This is a genomic window from Roseovarius autotrophicus (assembly GCF_018069895.1).
Taxonomy (GTDB): Bacteria; Pseudomonadota; Alphaproteobacteria; order Rhodobacterales; family Rhodobacteraceae; genus Roseovarius; species Roseovarius autotrophicus.
Genome location: NZ_JAGQDH010000015.1, coordinates 1 through 16,539 on the forward strand (window position 1 = coordinate 1; position 16,539 = coordinate 16,539).

Sequence of the window (16,539 nt, forward strand, 5' to 3'; positions counted from 1 at the left end):
GTCCAGACCATCTATGCCCGCGAGGTGATCCGGGAGGGGGATGTCTTCACCAACAAGGTGATCGGTGTCGCGCTTGAGGACCACGCTGACGCTTACGCGGCAGAGTGCAAGATGTAAGCGCGCGCGCCCCGACCTTCGGGCCGGGGCGATGCGGCCGAGAATGAAAGGCGCACCATGTCCGGCATCCTGATCGCAGAGCAGATCCTCAACGGGCTTCAGTCCGGGGTGATGCTGTTTCTCATGGCCGCGGGGCTCACGCTCATCTTCGGCGTGATGGGGCTCATCAACCTCGCCCATGGCTCGCTCTACATGGTGGGGGCCTTTGCCGCCGCCTGGGTGGCGGGGGCGACCGGCTCTTTCGGGCTGGCGCTCATCGCGGCACTGGCGGGCGCGGCGCTGGCGGGGGTGTTGATCGAAATGCTGGTGATCCGGCGGCTCTATGCGGCGGCCCATCTCGATCAGGTGCTGGCGACCTTCGCGCTGATCCTCATCTTCTCGGAAGGAACCCGGCTCGTCTTCGGCTCCTTCCCGCTGTTTCTCGACGTGCCCGGCGCGCTCTCGGGGCCGGTGACGCTGCCGGGGGGGATCCAGTATCCGCTTTACCGGCTGACGCTGATTGGCGTCGGGCTTCTGGTCGCGCTCTTCCTGTGGTGGCTGACGGCGCGCACGCGCATCGGCATCCAGATCCGCGCGGGCGCGAACGACCGCGAGATGATCGCCGCGCTTGGCGTGGACATTTCCAAACTCTATACGCTGGTCTTCGCGCTTGGAGCGGCGCTGGCAGGGCTGGCGGGGGCGCTTGTGGGCGCGATCCAGTCGGTTCAGGTGGGCATGGGAGAGCCGGTACTGATCCTAGCCTTCGTGGTCATCGTGATCGGCGGCATCGGCTCGATCAAGGGGGCCTTTGTCGGCGCGCTTCTGGTGGGGCTCACGGATACGCTGGGGGGCATCTTCCTGCCCCAGGTGTTCAAGCTTTTCATGGCCCCCGACGTGGCCACACAGACCGGCTCGGCGCTGGCCTCGATGGCCATCTACATCGTCATGAGCATGGTGCTGATCTGGCGGCCCTCGGGCCTTTTCGGAGCGCGCGCATGATTCCCGAACGTCTTGTCAACCTTGCCATTCTCGCGGGTCTGGCCGGCGTCGCGCTCTGGGCGCTGGCGGTGGACACGCCCTTTACCATCACGCTGGCCACCCGTGCCGCGATCCTTGCGCTGGCGGCCGTGGGCCTCAACATCGCGCTTGGCATCGGCGGGCTGGTCAGCCTCGGCCATGCGGTCTTCTTCGGCCTTGGCGGCTATGCCATGGGCATCCTTGCCTATCACGCGCAGACCTATACCACGCTCGATCTGGGGCCGCTCTCCGTTACGGGCAGCAAATCCATGCCGCTGATCTGGCTGGTGGCGGTGGTGGCCTCGGCGCTGGCCGCGCTGCTGATCGGGCTGCTGAGCCTGCGCACCTCGGGGGTCTATTTCATCATGATCACCCTCGCCTTCGGGCAGATGTTCTATTACTTCGCCATATCCTGGGGCACCTATGGCGGCGAGGATGGCCTCTCGATCTATGTGCGCAACGGCTTTCCGGGGCTGAACACGCTCGACCCGATCCAGTTTTTCGGCCTGTGCTTCGCGCTGCTCTGTCTCGCGCTGCTGGTCTACGCCCGGCTGCGCGCCGCGCCCTTCGGCCTTGCGCTCAATGCCGCGCGGCAGGTGCCCGCGCGGGTCGAGACTGTGGGTCTCTCGCCCTTGCGGCTCAAGCTGGTGGCTTTCGTCATCTCCGGCGCGATCACCGGGCTCGCGGGTGCGCTTTTCGCCGATCTCAACCGTTTCGTCAGCCCGACCATGTTCAGTTGGCAACTCTCGGGCGAATTGATCGTGCTCATCGTGATCGGCGGCGTGGGACGACTGATGGGGCCGGTCATCGGCGCCTGCCTCTTCGTGCTGCTGGAACACTGGCTGGGCGCGCTGACCGCGTTCTGGCATATCTGGCTGGGGGTGATCCTTCTGGGCATCGTGCTTTTTGCGCGCGGCGGCATTGTTGGTCTGCTCACAGGAAAGGCGGGGCCGCATGTCTGAACTGATCCTTGCCACGCATAATCTCAGCAAGAGCTTCGGCGCGCTAAAGGCCACCGACGATGTCTCGATCAACCTGCGCGCGGGCGAGATCCACGCGCTGATCGGCCCCAACGGTGCGGGCAAATCCACGCTGATCGCGCAGATCTCTGGCGGGCTGCGGCCCGATGCGGGGCGCGTCATGCTGATGGGCCGCGATGTGACGCAGTACGGCACGGCAACCCGCGCCCGCGCGGGACTTGGCCGAACCTTCCAGATCTCGGCGCTGGCGATGGAGGACAGCGTGCTTGAAAACGTCCTGCTGGGCGCGCTCGGGGCTGAGGGGCGGCCGTGGCGCTTCTGGTCGCGCGCCACGGCGGATGCAGAGATGCGCGCGCGCGCCATGACCGCCCTCGAACGGGTGGGCCTTGCCGATGACCACGACAAGCGCACCGCCGAGCTGAGCCACGGCCAGCGCCGCCAGTTGGAAGTGGCGGTCGCGCTGACGCTCAGCCCGCGCGCCTTTCTCATGGACGAGCCGATGGCGGGCCTTGGCGCGGGCGGCTCCAAGCGTCTCACCGGGTTCCTCGACGGGCTGCGCGAGGAGGCCCCGATCCTGCTGGTGGAACATGACATGGACGCGGTATTCGCGCTTGCCGACCGGATCAGCGTGCTGGCGTCGGGCCGGGTCATCGCCACCGGCACCGTTGCGGAAATCCGGGCCGACCGCGCGGTGCGCACAGCCTATCTGGGAGAGGATGCATGAGCCTGCTCAAGCTGGAAGGACTGACTGCGAGCTATGGCAGCTCTCAGGCGCTCTTCGGTGTCGATCTGGAGATTGCAGAGGGTGAGGTCGTGGCGCTCATGGGTCGCAACGGCATGGGCAAGACCACCACCGTCAAGGCGATCTGCCGCATGATCCAATCGGGCGGGCATCTCAGCCTTGAGGGCCGGGATCTGCACCCGTTGCCCAGCCACCGCGTCGCACGGCTGGGTGTCGGGCTGGTCCCCGAGGGGCGGCGCTGTTTTGCGGGGCTGACGGTGCACGAAAACCTGATCGCCGCTGCGCGCCCCGGCGACTGGACGCAGGCGCGCGTGACCGCGCTTTTCCCGCGCCTCGGCGAGCGGTTGTCACAGCGCGCCGCCTCGCTCTCGGGGGGCGAGCAGCAGATGCTGGCCATCGGGCGTGCGCTGATGACCAATCCGCGCCTTCTCATTCTCGATGAGGCGACCGAGGGGCTGGCCCCCATCGTGCGACAGGAAATCTGGGCTGCCATCGCCGCGCTGAAGCGTGACACGCAGATTTCCATCCTGCTCATCGACAAATCCGTGCGCGAGATTGCGGGTGTGTCGGACCGCGCCGTGATCGTCGAGCGCGGGCGCACCGTTTGGGCGGGGGCCATGGCCGACCTTACCCCTGACCTCAGCGAACGCTATGTGGGGGTGTGATGGGCTATCACGTCACGCAAAAGATGCTGTTCCGGCATTGCGACCCGGCGGGGATCGTGTTTTTCCCGCGCTATTTCGAGATGGTGAACGACTGTCTTGAAGCGTTCTTCGCCGACGCGCTTGACTGGCCGTGGGAGCGGCTGCACGGCAATGGCGCGGTGCCCACGGTGCAGATCAACACGCGGTTTTCCGCCCCCTCGCGGCAGGGCGAGGTGCTCACCCTGCATCTGCGGCTCCGCGCGGTTGGGCGCACCTCGCTGAGCTACACCCTCACCGCTGACTGCCACGGCGAAATCCGGTTCGAGACCCGCGCCACCCTCGTCAATGTCGGGCCGGATGGCCGCCCCGTGCCCTGGCCCGATGCGATCCGAGACAAACTGACCCAGAGAACGGAGCCAAACCCGTGACCCACAAGATCATTCAGCCAGAAGGCTGGCTACCCGCCAAGGGCTATGCCAACGGTGTCCTGACGCGCGATGGCGTGCTGCATATCGGCGGCCAGATCGGCTGGACCGGCGAACAGCGTTTCGAGAGCCAGGATTTCATAGGCCAGATGCGTCAGGCCTTGCGCAACATCCGCGCCATTGTCGAGGCGGCGGGCGGCAAGGCCGAGGACGTGACGCGCCTTACATGGTTCGTGACCGACAAGCGCGAATATCTGGCGCGTCAGGCCGAGGTGGGCGCGGCCTATCGTGAGGTGTTCGGACGGCATTTCCCGGCCATGTCCATGGTCGTGGTCGCGGGCCTGATCGAGGATGAGGCGCTGGTCGAGATCGAAGCCATCGCGCATCTGCGATGACCCGCGTCTTTATCTGCGACTATATCCGCAGCCCCATCGGGCGCTACGGCGGCGCGCTTGCGGCGATGCGCGCCGACGATCTGGCCACGCATCCCGTTCAGGCGCTGATGGCGCGCCATCCCCGGCTCGACTGGGGCGCGCTCGATCAGGTGGTGATGGGCGCGGCCAATCAGGCGGGCGAGGACAACCGCAACCTCGCGCGCATGGTGGTGCTGCTCTCGGGCCTGCCCTGCTCCGTGCCCGCCCACACGATCAACCGGCTCTGCGCCTCGGGCATGGATGCGGTCATCGCGGGCGCGCGCCAGATCCAGTGCGGCGAGGGCGATCTGGTCATCGCGGGCGGCTCCGAGAGCATGAGCCGCGCGCCCTTCGTCATCCCCAAGGCCGCCTCGGCCTATGACCGACAGGCCGAGATCCATGACACCACGATCGGCTGGCGCTTCGTCAACCCGGGGATTGCGGCCCGATTCGGCACCGACTCCATGCCCGAGACGGCCGAGAACGTGGCCGAGGCGCATGGCGTCAGCCGCGAAGATCAGGACCAGTTCACCCTCTCCAGCCAGACCCGCGCCGCCCGCGCCATCGAAAGCGGCCGCATGGCCGAGGAAATCGCCCCCGTAACCCTGTCGCAGCGCCGGGGCGCGCCACTGGTGGTCGAACGTGACGAACATCCGCGCGCCACAACGCTCCAGAAACTCGCGGCCCTGCCCACGCCGTTCCGCGCGGGCGGCAGCGTGACGGCGGGCAATGCCTCGGGCGTCAATGACGGCGCGGCGGCGCTGCTTCTGGCCTCGGAACGCGCGGTGGCGCGGCACGGCCTTACGCCGCTCGCGGAATATGTCGGCTCTGCCTCGGCGGGTGTGGCTCCGCGCGTCATGGGCATCGGCCCGGTTCCGGCGGTACAGCGGCTTTGCGAACGTCAGGGGCTGACAGTGCCGGAGATCGACCTGATCGAACTGAACGAGGCTTTCGCCGCGCAGGCCATCGCCACCTGCCGCGCCCTTGGCCTCGATCCCTTCGCCGATCACATCAACCCGCGCGGCGGGGCCATCGCGCTTGGCCATCCCTTGGGCATGTCGGGCGCGCGCCTTGTCGGCACGGCGGCGCGGGCCATCTCGAAAGGCGAGGCCGCCACGGCCATCGCAACGCTCTGCGTCGGCGTCGGGCAGGGAGTCGCGGTGCTCTTGAGGCGGGCGTAACGGCTCGCGGACGCCCTTTGGCCTCAAATGCCCCTCACAACTGGCCCTAACTCCACCTCGGCGGCGCGGCTCTGAGTACCTATCTCGGCCATGTCGATATCGCCAACACCTATTGGTACCTCGAGGCTACGCCGGTTCTTCTGAAGATGATTGCGTCGACCACCGAGGAGATCTGTAAGCGTGTTCTGATACCAAGGGCCCGAGCCTGTGACTCTTTGGGGGTTCCGTGCAGCACGTTCGAGACCACATCGATGCGCGGCACGAGGTTGAACTGTTGAAAAATCATCGCACATTGCGCCTTCCAGGCGCGTTTCTGGGCGCCCTTGAGCGCGGTCACGTCACGCCCCTCAAAGAGGATCTGCCCCGACGTGGCGTCGGTCAGCCGGTTGATCATGCGCAGAAGCGTCGATTTGCCCGCGCCCGACCGGCCAATAATCCCGATCATCGCGGCCCTTTCCACCGCGACGGCACCTTGTTCACCGCGATGTTCTGGCCAAACGCCCTGGTCAACGCCTCGATTTTCAGCACGCGCATGCCTCCAATGTTTACGCGCTGGATAGGCGCACAAGGCAAAGGCGTTGCGACAGGGAGATAAAGGTTTCGTAAAAACCGGATGCCGTGCCTGAGACAAGCCGCCCTCTTGTGAGCCTGCCCCGCACGACGTATTCGGGCCGCATGAGCCAAACGCAACGCCCCCGCCTGACTCGTGACGACTGGCTTGCTGCCGGGCTTGCTGCCTTGGCCGAGGCAGGCCCCGCGGCGCTAGGAGCAGAACCGCTCGCGCGGCGAATAGGCACGACCAAAGGCTCCTTCTACTGGCATTTCGCGGATGTTCCATCGTTCTCTGCGGCCCTGCTCTCTCGCTGGCAAGACGCTGCTTTTGCCGCGCTCGACCCCGCGGCGCAAGCTTCCGAGGCATCCCTGCCCGCCGCCGCCCGCCTGCGCGCCGCCGCCCAGGCCCTTGCCAGCCCCCCGGCCGAGGATGCCGCAATTCGCGCCTGGGCCGCTACCGACAGACAGGCGGTCACAGCCATCTGTGCCGTCGATGCCGCGCGGCAGTCACATCTTGGCGACCGCCTTTCCGAGTGCGGGATCGCCAATCCAGAAATGGCCCGCATGCTCTACGCCGCCGCCATAGGAATGCAGGCCTTTGGCGCGCGCGAGGACGCCACAGACACCATCGGCTCGCTCGTCGATCTCATCCTTGCGCTGAGGTAAGCTGGTGCGCACGCTCCTCCTTCTTTCGGCCATGGCGGCGCTTGGCTATTGCAAGGACGAAACGGTGGCCGGCCACGGAGGCGCGGATCTCGCCTGGCATCTCACGAGCATCGACGGCACGCCTTTCATCGCACGCGCGACCATGCGGTTTCCCGAAGAAGGGGCCATCGCGGGCGAAGCCCCCTGCAATCGCTTCACGGCGCGCCAGACCGTGCCCTACCCGTGGTTTCACGCAGAAGAGATCGCCACCACCACCCGGCTTGCCTGCCCTGATCTCGAGGCCGAGACAGAGTTTCTGCACGCACTGGCAGAGATGACCCTTGTCGAGGTAACCGGCCCTGTGCTGATCCTCTCAACCGAAGACGGGCGCGAAATGATCTTTCACACCGTAGACTGAACGCCGCACCCGATCGCACGGCCATGGCCTCAGGAGCGTGTCGCCACGCGCCGATTGAACCGCTCGACAAACCGCGCCCTCGCATCGGGCAAGGCCCGGTTCCCGAGATGCGGCGCCAGATGATGGCGCAGGAAATGCCCGGTCACATCAAAGCCTTGCGCGATTTCGGTCTCTGGCGCAGGCCCCTGCCCCAAAAGGCAGGGCGGCAGCGGCAAGAGCCGGTCCGCCCAATCCCCCGCCCCCACCTGCGACACGGCACGCCCGGTTTTGGGAGATACATAACTGAGATCATTGGCCTTTTCCCCCATCACCGCGCAGGTGCGCAGGTCGAGGCCAAAACCCATCTCCTCCAGCAGCGTCAGTTCCCACTGAAGATAGGCCAATGGCCAGATCTCGGGCTGATCGAGAAGGTCAAGCAATATCAGACTCTTGCGATAAAGAACCGGGTGCGCCTCGCGCTCGGGTAGCGCAAAGAGCAACAGCCCGCAGACCGCATTCAGCCCGGCAAGCGCCAGCCGCTCGCCCATGGCCCAGGCCCGCGACCTGATCGGCTCGACCCGGAAGGTGCCCAGGTGATCCTCAAGCCGCGCGCGCCATTCCAGATCGACCTGCGCGCCGGGTTGCAGAGCCGGGGTCATGCGCCGCGACGCGCCGCCCTTGACCAGCCCCGCGTGCCGCCCGCGTGTCTCTGTGAACACCTCAAGTATGACAGAGCCTTCACCGTGGGGCCGCAGACCCAGAAGAATGCCCTGATCGCGCCACTCCACCGCTCAGCCTCCCAAACCCGGCGCATCGAGCATGTGCCGTCCGGCGCGGTCCTCCACCTCGATCACCCAGATGTCGGGATCATAGCCCCGCTGCCGGCCGATCGCCGCATCCACCTCGGTCTCGCACCCCTCGGCCAGCACGAGCCAGCGCCGCTCTCCGCTCATCAGATCGACAGACCGGTGATAGACCACCGCCTTGCCGTCGAGCGTGTTGAGCTTCACGAGAACCGCGCCCGCGTCATCGTCGCCATGGGCCACCACGAACCCCGGTATCCCGGCCAGCCGCAGCCGCGCAAGATAGGCATCGACCCAGAACCGCGCGGTCAGCCGAGGCGCCATCCCCGCCCTTTCATCGTTCTGCAAATACTCCCGCCGGAGGCGTCCATCCTTGTCATCACGCCGATCCGTCGCGGAAATCGAGCCCCATCTCGTTATAGCGCTCGGCCTCGTCCATCCAGTTCTCGCGCACCTTGACCTGCAGGAACAGATGCACGGGCCGCCCGAGAAATTCGGCGATCTCGGCACGCGCGGCCTGAGACACGGCCTTGATCGTCTCGCCCTTGTGGCCCAGCACGATCCCCTTGTGCCCGTCGCGAATCACGTAAATGATCTGGTCGATCCGGGCCGAACCGTCCTTGCGGTCCTGCCAGCTTTCGGTCTCGACGGTGAGTTGGTAGGGCAATTCCTGATGCAGCCTGAGCGTGAGCTTTTCGCGGGTCATCTCGGCGGCGATCATGCGCATGGGCAGATCGGCGATCTGGTCCTCGGGATAAAGCCACGGCCCTTCGGGCAGGGCCGCGGCCAGCCAGTGGCGCAGGTCTTCGACCCCGTGCCCGCGCTCGGCGGAAATGAGAAAAGTGCGCTCGAAGGTCAACCGCTCGTTCATCGCCTTGGTGAGCGCCAGCAGCGTCGGCGCCTCTACCCGGTCGATCTTGTTGATGGCCAGCACGATGCGCCGCCCCTGCGGAAGGTCCGCCAGACCATCAAGGATGCGCCCCACGCCGTCGGTCAGCCCGCGATGCGCCTCGATCAGCAGCACCACGATATCGGCATCCGCCGCCCCCCCCCAGGCCGCCGCCACCATGGCGCGGTCGAGCCTGCGGCGCGGCTGAAAGAGGCCAGGCGTATCGACAAAGACCAGCTGGCTCTCGCCCTCCATCGCCACGCCACGGATGCGCGCGCGGGTCGTCTGCACCTTGTGCGTGACAATGCTGACCTTGGCGCCCACCATCCGGTTGAGCAGCGTGGACTTGCCCGCATTGGGCTCTCCGATAAGGGCGATGAAACCTGCACGTGTGGTCATGTCCGGCCCTCCAGCCTGTCAAGAAGCGCCCGCGCGGCAGTCTGTTCAGCCTGCCGTTTCGAGCCCGCGGTGGCCTCGGCGCTCTCGCCGGTGGCAAGCCGCGCCATGATGGTAAAGACCGGCGCATGATCAGGGCCGGAGCGGTCAACTTCCACGTAATCCGGCGGCTGAAGGCCGCGCGCCTGCGCCCATTCCTGCAACGCGGTCTTGGCGTCTCGGGCATCGGCCTCGACGCTGCGGATACGGGCGACCCAGTGGCGCAGCACCACCTCGCGCGCCGCCTCGAAGCCGCCATCGAGGTAAACGGCGGCAATCACCGCCTCCATCGCATCGCCCAGAAGCGCCAGCTTGCGCCGCCCTCCTGAGAGCATCTCAGAGCGCCCCAGCTTGAGCACCGCGCCCAGATCAAGCTCGCGCGCCACATCAGCGCATGTCTCCTTGCGGACAAGAGCATTGAACCGCGGGGCAAGCTGGCCCTCGGCGGCGGCTTGGTCCTGCGCCAGAAGCGCCTCGGCCATGACAAGGCCAAGCACCCGGTCCCCCAGGAATTCAAGCCGCTGGTTGTCGCTCCGGTTTGGCGAGGACATCGAGGAATGGGTGAGCGCCTCGACCAGAAGCGCGGGCCGCTCGAACTCATGCCCGAGCCGGGCCGCAAATGCGCGCATCTCGGCTGAAAGCTTCACTCCAGCCTCTCGAAGAATCTGTCCCCCCGCCAAGTCCAGAAGGCAAGCATCGAGGACCCGGCAGAGGAAAAGATCACCCGGTTTGCGCGTCCGATGAGGTTTTCAAAGGGCACAAAGCCCACGCCCCCCACCGCCTGCGGAAAGCGCGAGTCGGTGGAATTGTCGCGGTTGTCGCCCATGAAGAAATAATGCCCCTCGGGCACGGTAAAGACGCCGGTATTGTCCGACCGTTGGTTGCCGATATCAAGGGTCATGTAGGACCGCCCCTCGGGCAATGTCTCGCGCCAGCGCGACTTGAGACAATCCGCACCAAGCCCCACGACGCCATTCTCGCAGCGCGGACGAATACGCATCGGGCCTTGGGGCGCGAACTCCTCGACGAACTGACCGGCGGGCACCCGCTCGACCGGCTGGTCGTTGATATGAAGCACGCCATCCTTCATCTGGATGCGGTCACCGGGAAGACCCAGAACGCGTTTGATGAAATCGGTGCCATCGACCGGGTGGCGAAAGACGATGATATCGCCACGCACGGGCTTCGACCCCATGATCCGCGTATTATCGCCATCGAGCCAGCCGCAGATGTTCTGTGCGTCAATATTCAGACCGCCCAGCCGGATCGAGGGGCAAGAGGCATAGGAATAGCCATAGGCCATCTTGTTTACGAATAGAAAATCACCAATGAGCAGCGTGTCCTTCATCGACCCGGACGGAATCCAGAAGGGCTGAAAGAACACGGTGCGGAAAATCCCGGCGATCACCAGCGCCCAGAAGACGGTCTTGACCGTCTCCCAGATGGATGAGCCTTTCTGGGTATCGGATGCCATGCCTGTGCCTGCCTTTGCGCGGTTGCGCCCGCTACATGCGGCGCTCGCAGCGGGGTGTCAAGGCACGAGCGGTCTTGCCTCGATCACGACAAAGGCCTGTGCCCAGGGGTGATCGTCGGTGAGTGTCACATGGATGATCGCCTCGTGCCCCACGGGTGTCATCGCCGCAAGCCTTTCGGCGGCCCAGCCAGTCACCTGCATGACGGGCTGACCGGTGGCAAGGTTCGACACGGCCATGTCTTTCCATGCGATGCCCATGCGCAGCCCGGTGCCAAGCGCCTTGGAACACGCCTCCTTGGCCGCCCAGCGTTTTGCATAGGTGCCCGCCACATCGGCGCGGCGTTCGGCCTTGGCCTGTTCCACCTCGGTGAAGACGCGGTTGCGGAACCGGTCGCCATAGCGCTCCAGAACGCCAGCAATGCGCTCGATATTTGCGAGATCCGTGCCGATTCCGAGAATCACCTGCGGGCCTCGTCCATCAGCCGCCGCATTTCCGTGATGGCGGGTTTCAGCCCGCGAAAGATCGCCTCACCGATGAGGAAATGGCCGATGTTGAGTTCTCGCACCTCGGAAAAGGCGGCGACCGGCTGCACCGTGTCATAGGTCAGGCCATGGCCCGCATGCACCTCGAGCCCCAGAGAGTGCGCATAGGCGGACATCTCGCGCAAGGCCGCCAACTCGCGGTCGCGGGCGACCAGATCGCCCTCGCCATGGGCGTCGCAATAGGCCCCGGTGTGCAACTCGACCACCTCGGCCCCGACGCGGTGCGCGGCCTCGATCTGACGGCGGTCGGCGGCGATGAAGATCGACACCCGGCAACCCGCCTCGCGCAGCGGCGCGATGTAATGCGCAAGCCGGTTCTCCTCGCGCGCGACCTCAAGCCCGCCCTCGGTGGTGCGCTCCTCGCGTTTTTCCGGCACAAGGCACACGGCGTGGGGCTTGTGACGCAGGGCGATGCGCTGCATCTCCTCGGTGGCGGCCATCTCGAAGTTGAGCGGCACCGTGAGCACCTCGATCAACCCGTCGATATCGGCGTCCGAGATGTGCCGCCGGTCCTCGCGCAGATGCGCCGTGATGCCGTCCGCCCCCGCCTCCTCAGCCAGTTTCGCCGCGCGCAACGGGTCAGGGTAGGCCCCGCCGCGCGCATTGCGCACCGTCGCCACATGGTCAATGTTCACGCCAAGGCGCAATTTTCCCTCTGCCGACATGGATTTGTCCTTTCCCACGCGATTCCCGGTTTCAACCTAGTCCGGTTTCCCCTCGTCGTCAGCATCGCGCTCCTGTTTTTCCCGGGCCAGACGATTCTGCTTGATCATCTCCCATTTCGCGGCCAGCGCACCCCGGCGGCGTTTCTGGTAGGCGGCGATCACCGGCAGGCTGAGGTAATAGCAGGCCAGCCCCGCCACGACCCCGGGAATGATCCCGCCGACGAGATAGGGCAGGAACACCTCGTCATAGAAGATGCCCAACCCGTGCCAATCCGCCTTGCGGTCGGTGAAAATGGCCAGAACGTTGTTCTTGAGATCGTCACCCGCATCGAGAAACTTGCCCCCCAGCGAGCGACTGATCTCCTCCTCGCCCGGTGTGCGCCGCCCGAGGATCGCGTGCCCGGTCTGGAGCGAGACCACCCCGATGGGCACATAGGTCAGCGGATTGCCGAAGAACGTGCCCAGAAGCGCCGCCGGGATATTGCCCCGGAAGATATACGCAAGCGTACCCGCCACCACGAAATGCAGCCCATAGAATGGCGTGAACGTGGTGAATACCCCGGCAAAAATGCCGCGTGCGATGCGCTCGGGCGGATCGGGCAGGCGGTGCAGGCGATGCTTGACATAGGTAAAGGCCCGCCCCCAGCCACCACGCGGCCAGACGGACTGGGTGACGACCCGCCACCATGGCCGTTTGTCTCGACGCCGGAAAATCACGGCTCAGGCTTCCTCGCGCTTGTCGCCGGAACGGGATGGGTCACGATAGCGTTCCACCGCAGCCACATCCGATTCGGCATCAAGCGCCGAGAGAACGCTGTGCAGATGCTCGGCATCGCGCAGTTGGACATCAATCAGAAGGCGGTAGAAATCGGGTTTCCGATCCACGAAGGTCAGATCCGAGATATTGGCCTTCTGCTCACCGATCAAGGTGCAAATGCGCCCAAGAACGCCTGCATCGTTGCCGATGGTCAGGTTGAGCGTGACATCATAGACCGCCGGATGCTTGCCTGTATGCCAATGCAGGTCGAGCCAGCGTTCCGGCTGCTGGTCGTAGCGCGACAATGTTTCGCAGTCGATTGCGTGGATCACCACGCCCTGTCCGCGAAAGGCGATGCCGACGATCCGCTCGCCCGGCAGCGGCTGGCAACAGCGCGCGCGATCGAATCCCCGCTCGGTGCCAAGCCCGATCACCGCCCGCTCGCGCGTGACCTCTGTCCCCTGGGTCGGCGCGAGATCGGGATAGACCGCGCGCAAGACCTGCTGCGCGGTCAACTCGGCGCTGCCAAGCCGCGCGCGCACCTCGTCGGCATTGCGCAACCTCAGCGTGCGCGCCGCTGTCTCGAGTGCCTTGTCGGTCGCCTTCTTGCCCACATGCTCAAACGCCGAGCGCGCCAGTTCCCTGCCCAATTTGACATAGCGATCGCGATCGAGCTCACGCAGCGCGCGCCGAATGGCCGAGCGCGCCTTGCCGGTGGTGGCAATGTCGAGCCATGTGGCCTGCGGGGTCTGGCCGTCGGCGGTGATTACCTCGACCGACTGCCCGTTCTTGATTCGCGTCCAGAGCGGCACGCGCATCCCGTCCACCTTGGCGCCCACGCAGGCATGGCCGATCCGCGTGTGAATGGCATAGGCGAAATCAATCGGCGTCGCGCCGCGCGGCAGCTTGATCACGTCGCCTTTGGGGGTGAAGCAGAACACCTTGTCGGCATACATCTCGAGCTTCACCGCCTCGAGGAAATCCTCGTGATCCTCCTCGGCGTCGAACTGCTCGTTCATCGAGGAAATCCAGCGCGCGGGATCGACGGCAAAGGGGTTCTCGCTGCGCACCCCGTCACGATAGGACCAATGCGCCGCCACGCCCGTTTCGGCTACGTCATGCATGGCGCGGGTGCGGATCTGAACCTCGACCCGCTTGCCGTCGCGCCCCGAAACAGTGGTATGGATGGACCGATAGCCGTTGGATTTGGGCTGGCTGATATAATCCTTGAACCGACCCGGAACCGCGCGCCAGCGTTGGTGAATCACGCCAAGCACCGCGTAGCAATCGGCCTCTGACCGGGTGATGATGCGAAAGCCGTAGATGTCGGAGAGGCGTGAAAATCCCATCTCCTTCTCCTGCATCTTGCGCCAGATCGAATAGGGTTTCTTGGCGCGCCCGAACACATCCGCCTCGATGCCCGCACGGTCAAGCTCGGTGCGCATGTCGCCGGTGATCCGCTCGACCACATCGCCGGTCTCGCGTTGCAGGGTGATGAAGCGGCGGATGATCGAGGCGCGCGCCTCTGGATTCAGGACGCGAAAGGCAAGATCCTCCAGCTCCTCGCGCATCCACTGCATCCCCATGCGCCCGGCAAGGGGCGCATAGATGTCCATTGTCTCGCGCGCTTTCTGCGCCTGCTTTTCCGGGCGCATCGCCTTGATGGTGCGCATGTTGTGCAGCCGGTCGGCGAGCTTGACGAGAATCACCCGCAGATCGCGCGACATCGCCATGAAGAGCTTGCGGAAATTCTCTGCCTGCTTGGTCTCGGAACTGCCCAGTTGCAGATTGGTGAGCTTGGTCACCCCGTCAACAAGCTCGGCTATCTCATGGCCGAACCGCCCCTCCACCATGGCATAGGAGGCCTTGGTGTCCTCGACCGTGTCGTGCAGAAGTGCTGTGACGATGGTGGCATCATCGAGCCGCTGCTCGGTCAGGATCGCGGCGACGGCGACGGGATGAGTGAAATAGGGCTCGCCGGAATGGCGCGTCTGGCCCTCGTGCATGGCGCGGCCAAAATCATACGCCGCACGAATGAGCGATTCGTCCGTTTTCGGATTGTAATGGCGCACCAATGTGATCAGGTCGTCGACGGCGATCATTTGTCAGGTGCGCCCCGCCTTCAGTCAGGGCCGGGCTCAGCCCTGGCCCTGCGCTTCCATGAGGGCGCGCAGAAGCTTTTCCTCGGACATGTCATCGGCTTCCGGGCGGTCGGGCTCGGCCCCCATGAGCAACGCCATGGAGTCCTCCTCGGGCTCGTCCACCTCGATCTGGGTCTGGTTCGATTCGATCAGCCGCTCGCGCAGGTCGTCGGCCGATTGCGTCTCATCCGCAATCTCGCGCAGCGCCACGACCGGATTCTTGTCGTTGTCGCGGTCCACAGTCAGGGCCGCACCGGCGGCAATCTCGCGAGCGCGATGCGCGGCCAACATCACCAGCTCAAAGCGGTTCGGAACCTTGTCGACGCAGTCTTCTGTGGTTACGCGGGCCATGCGACCTCCGGGCAATTTACGGGCTTTGGATCGGAAGCCCCGTATTTAGGACCTTGGCCAGGGATTTACAAGCGCGGAATCGGCAGGGCAACCACCTCGGCGCGCGCCGCCTCCGGCAACGCCGCGAGCATTTGCCGCACCGTGCGCCCCAGCACCGGATGCCGCCAGTCGGGGGCGACATCGGCCAGCGGAACAAGGACAAAGGCGCGCTCCTGCATCCGGGGATGGGGCAGGATCAGGCGCTCGGGCGCACGCCCTTGCTGCGCCGCGGCATCAAGCGCGCGCCAGCGTGCGTGCTCGGCGGGGTCGGGCAACACCAGGTCGCCGATGGCGACAAGATCGAGGTCCAGCGTGCGCGGCCCCCATCGAGTGACGCGCCTGCGACCAAAGGCGTCCTCGGCATCATGAAGACACGCCATCACCTCCTCGGGGCGCCCCGCCATCCACAACGTGGCGGCGGCATTCACGAAATCAGGCCCCGATCCGGGCGGAAAGGCCGGAGTGCGATAAAGCGCGCTGACCGCCTCGACACGCGCGCCGCGCGCCTTCAGATGCTGCAAGGCAGCGTCAATCGTCTCCGCGGGCGCACCCGCGCGAGACGGCAGGTTTCCACCGATCGCAATCAAGCAAAGTTGAAGCAAAGTCACGCCTGACCTATCCTTTTGTGGCAAACCATCATCTTGCGCTGCATTTGATGACCCCTTAGTTCTCGCTTTCAGCCTTGCTGTATACACCACTCACACCACTCACACCACTCACGCTTCCTAAGCAAGGCAGACCAATTTGAAAGGACATTAGGGATGTTTTACAAGGATGACCGTCTGGCCTTGTTCATCGACGGATCCAATCTCTACGCTGCGGGCAAGGCCCTTGGCTTCGACATCGACTACAAACTCCTTCGCAACGAGTTCATGCGTCGGGGCAAGCTCTTGCGCGCCTTCTACTATACTGCGCTGCTGGAAAACGACGAATACTCACCCATTCGTCCGCTGGTCGACTGGCTGCACTACAACGGTTACACCATGGTGACCAAACCCGCCAAGGAATACACCGACAGCCAGGGTCGCCGGAAGGTCAAGGGCAACATGGATATCGAGCTTGCGGTCGATGCCATGGAGCTTGCGCCGCGCGTGGATCACATCGTGCTCTTCTCGGGCGATGGCGATTTCAAGCCGCTGGTCGAAAGCCTTCAGCGCCAGGGTGTGCGCGTCTCGGTGGTCTCGACCATCCGCAGCCATCCGCCGATGATCGCGGATGACCTGCGCCGTCAGGCTGACAACTTCATTGAGCTTGACGATCTGCGCGACGTGGTTGGCCGCCCCCCGCGTGAACCGCGCGACTATGCCGAGCGCGAAACCGCTTACGCCACCGCACAAGACTGACGGAAAC

General features: G+C 65.2%; 21 protein-coding genes and 2 pseudogenes. 11 read left to right on the forward strand and 12 right to left on the reverse strand.

Annotated elements, in window-relative coordinates:
• The 8 genes and pseudogenes from KAK09_RS18815 to pcaF all read left to right on the forward strand — a co-directional run.
• Nucleotides 1-117, forward strand: a pseudogene (locus KAK09_RS18815) (ABC transporter substrate-binding protein); the annotation flags it as partial.
• Nucleotides 118-174: 57 nt separating this feature from the next.
• Nucleotides 175-1,095 (forward strand): branched-chain amino acid ABC transporter permease, encoded by a 921-nt coding sequence (locus KAK09_RS13695; RefSeq protein WP_210879502.1) that lies wholly within the window; start codon nucleotides 175-177, stop codon nucleotides 1,093-1,095.
• Nucleotides 1,092-2,075, forward strand: a complete 984-nt coding sequence (locus KAK09_RS13700; RefSeq protein WP_210879503.1) for a branched-chain amino acid ABC transporter permease — start codon at nucleotides 1,092-1,094, stop codon at nucleotides 2,073-2,075. The genes KAK09_RS13695 and KAK09_RS13700 overlap by 4 nt, the downstream gene beginning before the upstream one ends.
• A complete protein-coding gene (locus tag KAK09_RS13705; protein ID WP_210879504.1) occupies nucleotides 2,068-2,817 on the forward strand; it encodes an ABC transporter ATP-binding protein in 750 nt (249 codons plus the stop codon). Before KAK09_RS13700 ends, KAK09_RS13705 begins: the two co-directional genes overlap by 8 nt.
• Entirely contained in the window at nucleotides 2,814-3,500 is a 687-nt protein-coding gene (locus KAK09_RS13710; protein ID WP_210879505.1) for an ABC transporter ATP-binding protein, read from the forward strand. The genes KAK09_RS13705 and KAK09_RS13710 overlap by 4 nt, the downstream gene beginning before the upstream one ends.
• Nucleotides 3,500-3,907 carry an acyl-CoA thioesterase gene (locus tag KAK09_RS13715; protein WP_210879506.1) on the forward strand — a complete coding sequence of 136 codons (408 nt, stop codon included), beginning with the start codon at nucleotides 3,500-3,502 and terminating at the stop codon, nucleotides 3,905-3,907. The genes KAK09_RS13710 and KAK09_RS13715 overlap by 1 nt, the downstream gene beginning before the upstream one ends.
• Nucleotides 3,904-4,299 (forward strand): Rid family hydrolase, encoded by a 396-nt coding sequence (locus KAK09_RS13720; RefSeq protein ID WP_210879507.1) that lies wholly within the window; start codon nucleotides 3,904-3,906, stop codon nucleotides 4,297-4,299. The genes KAK09_RS13715 and KAK09_RS13720 overlap by 4 nt, the downstream gene beginning before the upstream one ends.
• On the forward strand, nucleotides 4,296-5,498 hold the full coding sequence (pcaF, locus tag KAK09_RS13725; protein WP_210879508.1) for a 3-oxoadipyl-CoA thiolase: 1,203 nt from the start codon (nucleotides 4,296-4,298) through the stop codon (nucleotides 5,496-5,498). The genes KAK09_RS13720 and pcaF overlap by 4 nt, the downstream gene beginning before the upstream one ends.
• 166 nt (nucleotides 5,499-5,664) lie before the next feature.
• On the opposite strand, the pseudogene KAK09_RS13730 reads toward pcaF, so the two are convergent.
• Nucleotides 5,665-6,026: pseudogene (locus KAK09_RS13730) on the reverse strand (ATP-binding cassette domain-containing protein); the annotation flags it as partial.
• A gap of 147 nt (nucleotides 6,027-6,173) precedes the next feature.
• Between KAK09_RS13730 and KAK09_RS13735 the strand changes: the two are divergent.
• Together KAK09_RS13735 and KAK09_RS13740 are read left to right on the forward strand one after the other, a co-directional pair.
• Nucleotides 6,174-6,716, forward strand: a complete 543-nt coding sequence (locus KAK09_RS13735) for a TetR family transcriptional regulator (RefSeq protein ID WP_210879509.1) — start codon at nucleotides 6,174-6,176, stop codon at nucleotides 6,714-6,716.
• 4 nt (nucleotides 6,717-6,720) lie between these two features.
• Nucleotides 6,721-7,113 carry an META domain-containing protein gene (locus tag KAK09_RS13740; protein ID WP_336244464.1) on the forward strand — a complete coding sequence of 131 codons (393 nt, stop codon included), beginning with the start codon at nucleotides 6,721-6,723 and terminating at the stop codon, nucleotides 7,111-7,113.
• A 29-nt stretch (nucleotides 7,114-7,142) separates the two neighbouring features.
• Here KAK09_RS13740 and recO read toward each other — a convergent pair whose 3' ends face one another.
• The 11 genes from recO to folK form a co-directional block, all read right to left on the reverse strand.
• Complete coding sequence (gene recO / locus KAK09_RS13745; protein ID WP_210879510.1) at nucleotides 7,143-7,880, reverse strand: DNA repair protein RecO; 738 nt, start codon at nucleotides 7,878-7,880, stop codon at nucleotides 7,143-7,145.
• A gap of 3 nt (nucleotides 7,881-7,883) precedes the next feature.
• The gene (locus KAK09_RS13750) at nucleotides 7,884-8,219 is read right to left on the reverse strand and encodes a DUF1491 family protein (protein ID WP_210879511.1); all 336 of its coding nucleotides are present in this window, start codon (nucleotides 8,217-8,219) and stop codon (nucleotides 7,884-7,886) included.
• A gap of 55 nt (nucleotides 8,220-8,274) precedes the next feature.
• Nucleotides 8,275-9,183, reverse strand: coding sequence for a GTPase Era (gene era, locus KAK09_RS13755; protein ID WP_210879512.1), 909 nt, complete (start codon nucleotides 9,181-9,183; stop codon nucleotides 8,275-8,277).
• On the reverse strand, nucleotides 9,180-9,866 hold the full coding sequence (rnc, locus tag KAK09_RS13760; RefSeq protein ID WP_210879513.1) for a ribonuclease III: 687 nt from the start codon (nucleotides 9,864-9,866) through the stop codon (nucleotides 9,180-9,182). The genes era and rnc overlap by 4 nt, the downstream gene beginning before the upstream one ends.
• Nucleotides 9,863-10,693, reverse strand: a complete 831-nt coding sequence (gene lepB / locus KAK09_RS13765) for a signal peptidase I (RefSeq protein ID WP_210879514.1) — start codon at nucleotides 10,691-10,693, stop codon at nucleotides 9,863-9,865. Before lepB ends, rnc begins: the two co-directional genes overlap by 4 nt.
• Before the next feature lie 57 nt (nucleotides 10,694-10,750).
• A complete protein-coding gene (acpS, locus tag KAK09_RS13770; RefSeq protein ID WP_210879515.1) occupies nucleotides 10,751-11,155 on the reverse strand; it encodes a holo-ACP synthase in 405 nt (134 codons plus the stop codon).
• The gene (locus tag KAK09_RS13775) at nucleotides 11,152-11,901 is read right to left on the reverse strand and encodes a pyridoxine 5'-phosphate synthase (RefSeq protein WP_210879516.1); all 750 of its coding nucleotides are present in this window, start codon (nucleotides 11,899-11,901) and stop codon (nucleotides 11,152-11,154) included. Before KAK09_RS13775 ends, acpS begins: the two co-directional genes overlap by 4 nt.
• A 36-nt stretch (nucleotides 11,902-11,937) precedes the next feature.
• Nucleotides 11,938-12,618: a DUF2062 domain-containing protein gene (locus tag KAK09_RS13780; RefSeq protein WP_210879517.1), complete on the reverse strand. Its 681-nt coding sequence runs from the start codon at nucleotides 12,616-12,618 to the stop codon at nucleotides 11,938-11,940.
• A gap of 3 nt (nucleotides 12,619-12,621) precedes the next feature.
• Nucleotides 12,622-14,760, reverse strand: coding sequence for a RelA/SpoT family protein (locus tag KAK09_RS13785; RefSeq protein WP_210879518.1), 2,139 nt, complete (start codon nucleotides 14,758-14,760; stop codon nucleotides 12,622-12,624).
• Nucleotides 14,761-14,796: 36 nt separating this feature from the next.
• On the reverse strand, nucleotides 14,797-15,150 hold the full coding sequence (gene rpoZ / locus KAK09_RS13790; RefSeq protein ID WP_210879519.1) for a DNA-directed RNA polymerase subunit omega: 354 nt from the start codon (nucleotides 15,148-15,150) through the stop codon (nucleotides 14,797-14,799).
• Nucleotides 15,151-15,215: 65 nt separating this feature from the next.
• Nucleotides 15,216-15,797, reverse strand: coding sequence for a 2-amino-4-hydroxy-6-hydroxymethyldihydropteridine diphosphokinase (folK, locus tag KAK09_RS13795; RefSeq protein ID WP_210879520.1), 582 nt, complete (start codon nucleotides 15,795-15,797; stop codon nucleotides 15,216-15,218).
• A gap of 153 nt (nucleotides 15,798-15,950) precedes the next feature.
• Here folK and KAK09_RS13800 point away from each other — a divergent pair, with 153 nt between their 5' ends.
• Complete coding sequence (locus KAK09_RS13800; protein ID WP_210879521.1) at nucleotides 15,951-16,532, forward strand: LabA-like NYN domain-containing protein; 582 nt, start codon at nucleotides 15,951-15,953, stop codon at nucleotides 16,530-16,532.
• Nucleotides 16,533-16,539: the final 7 nt, after the last annotated feature.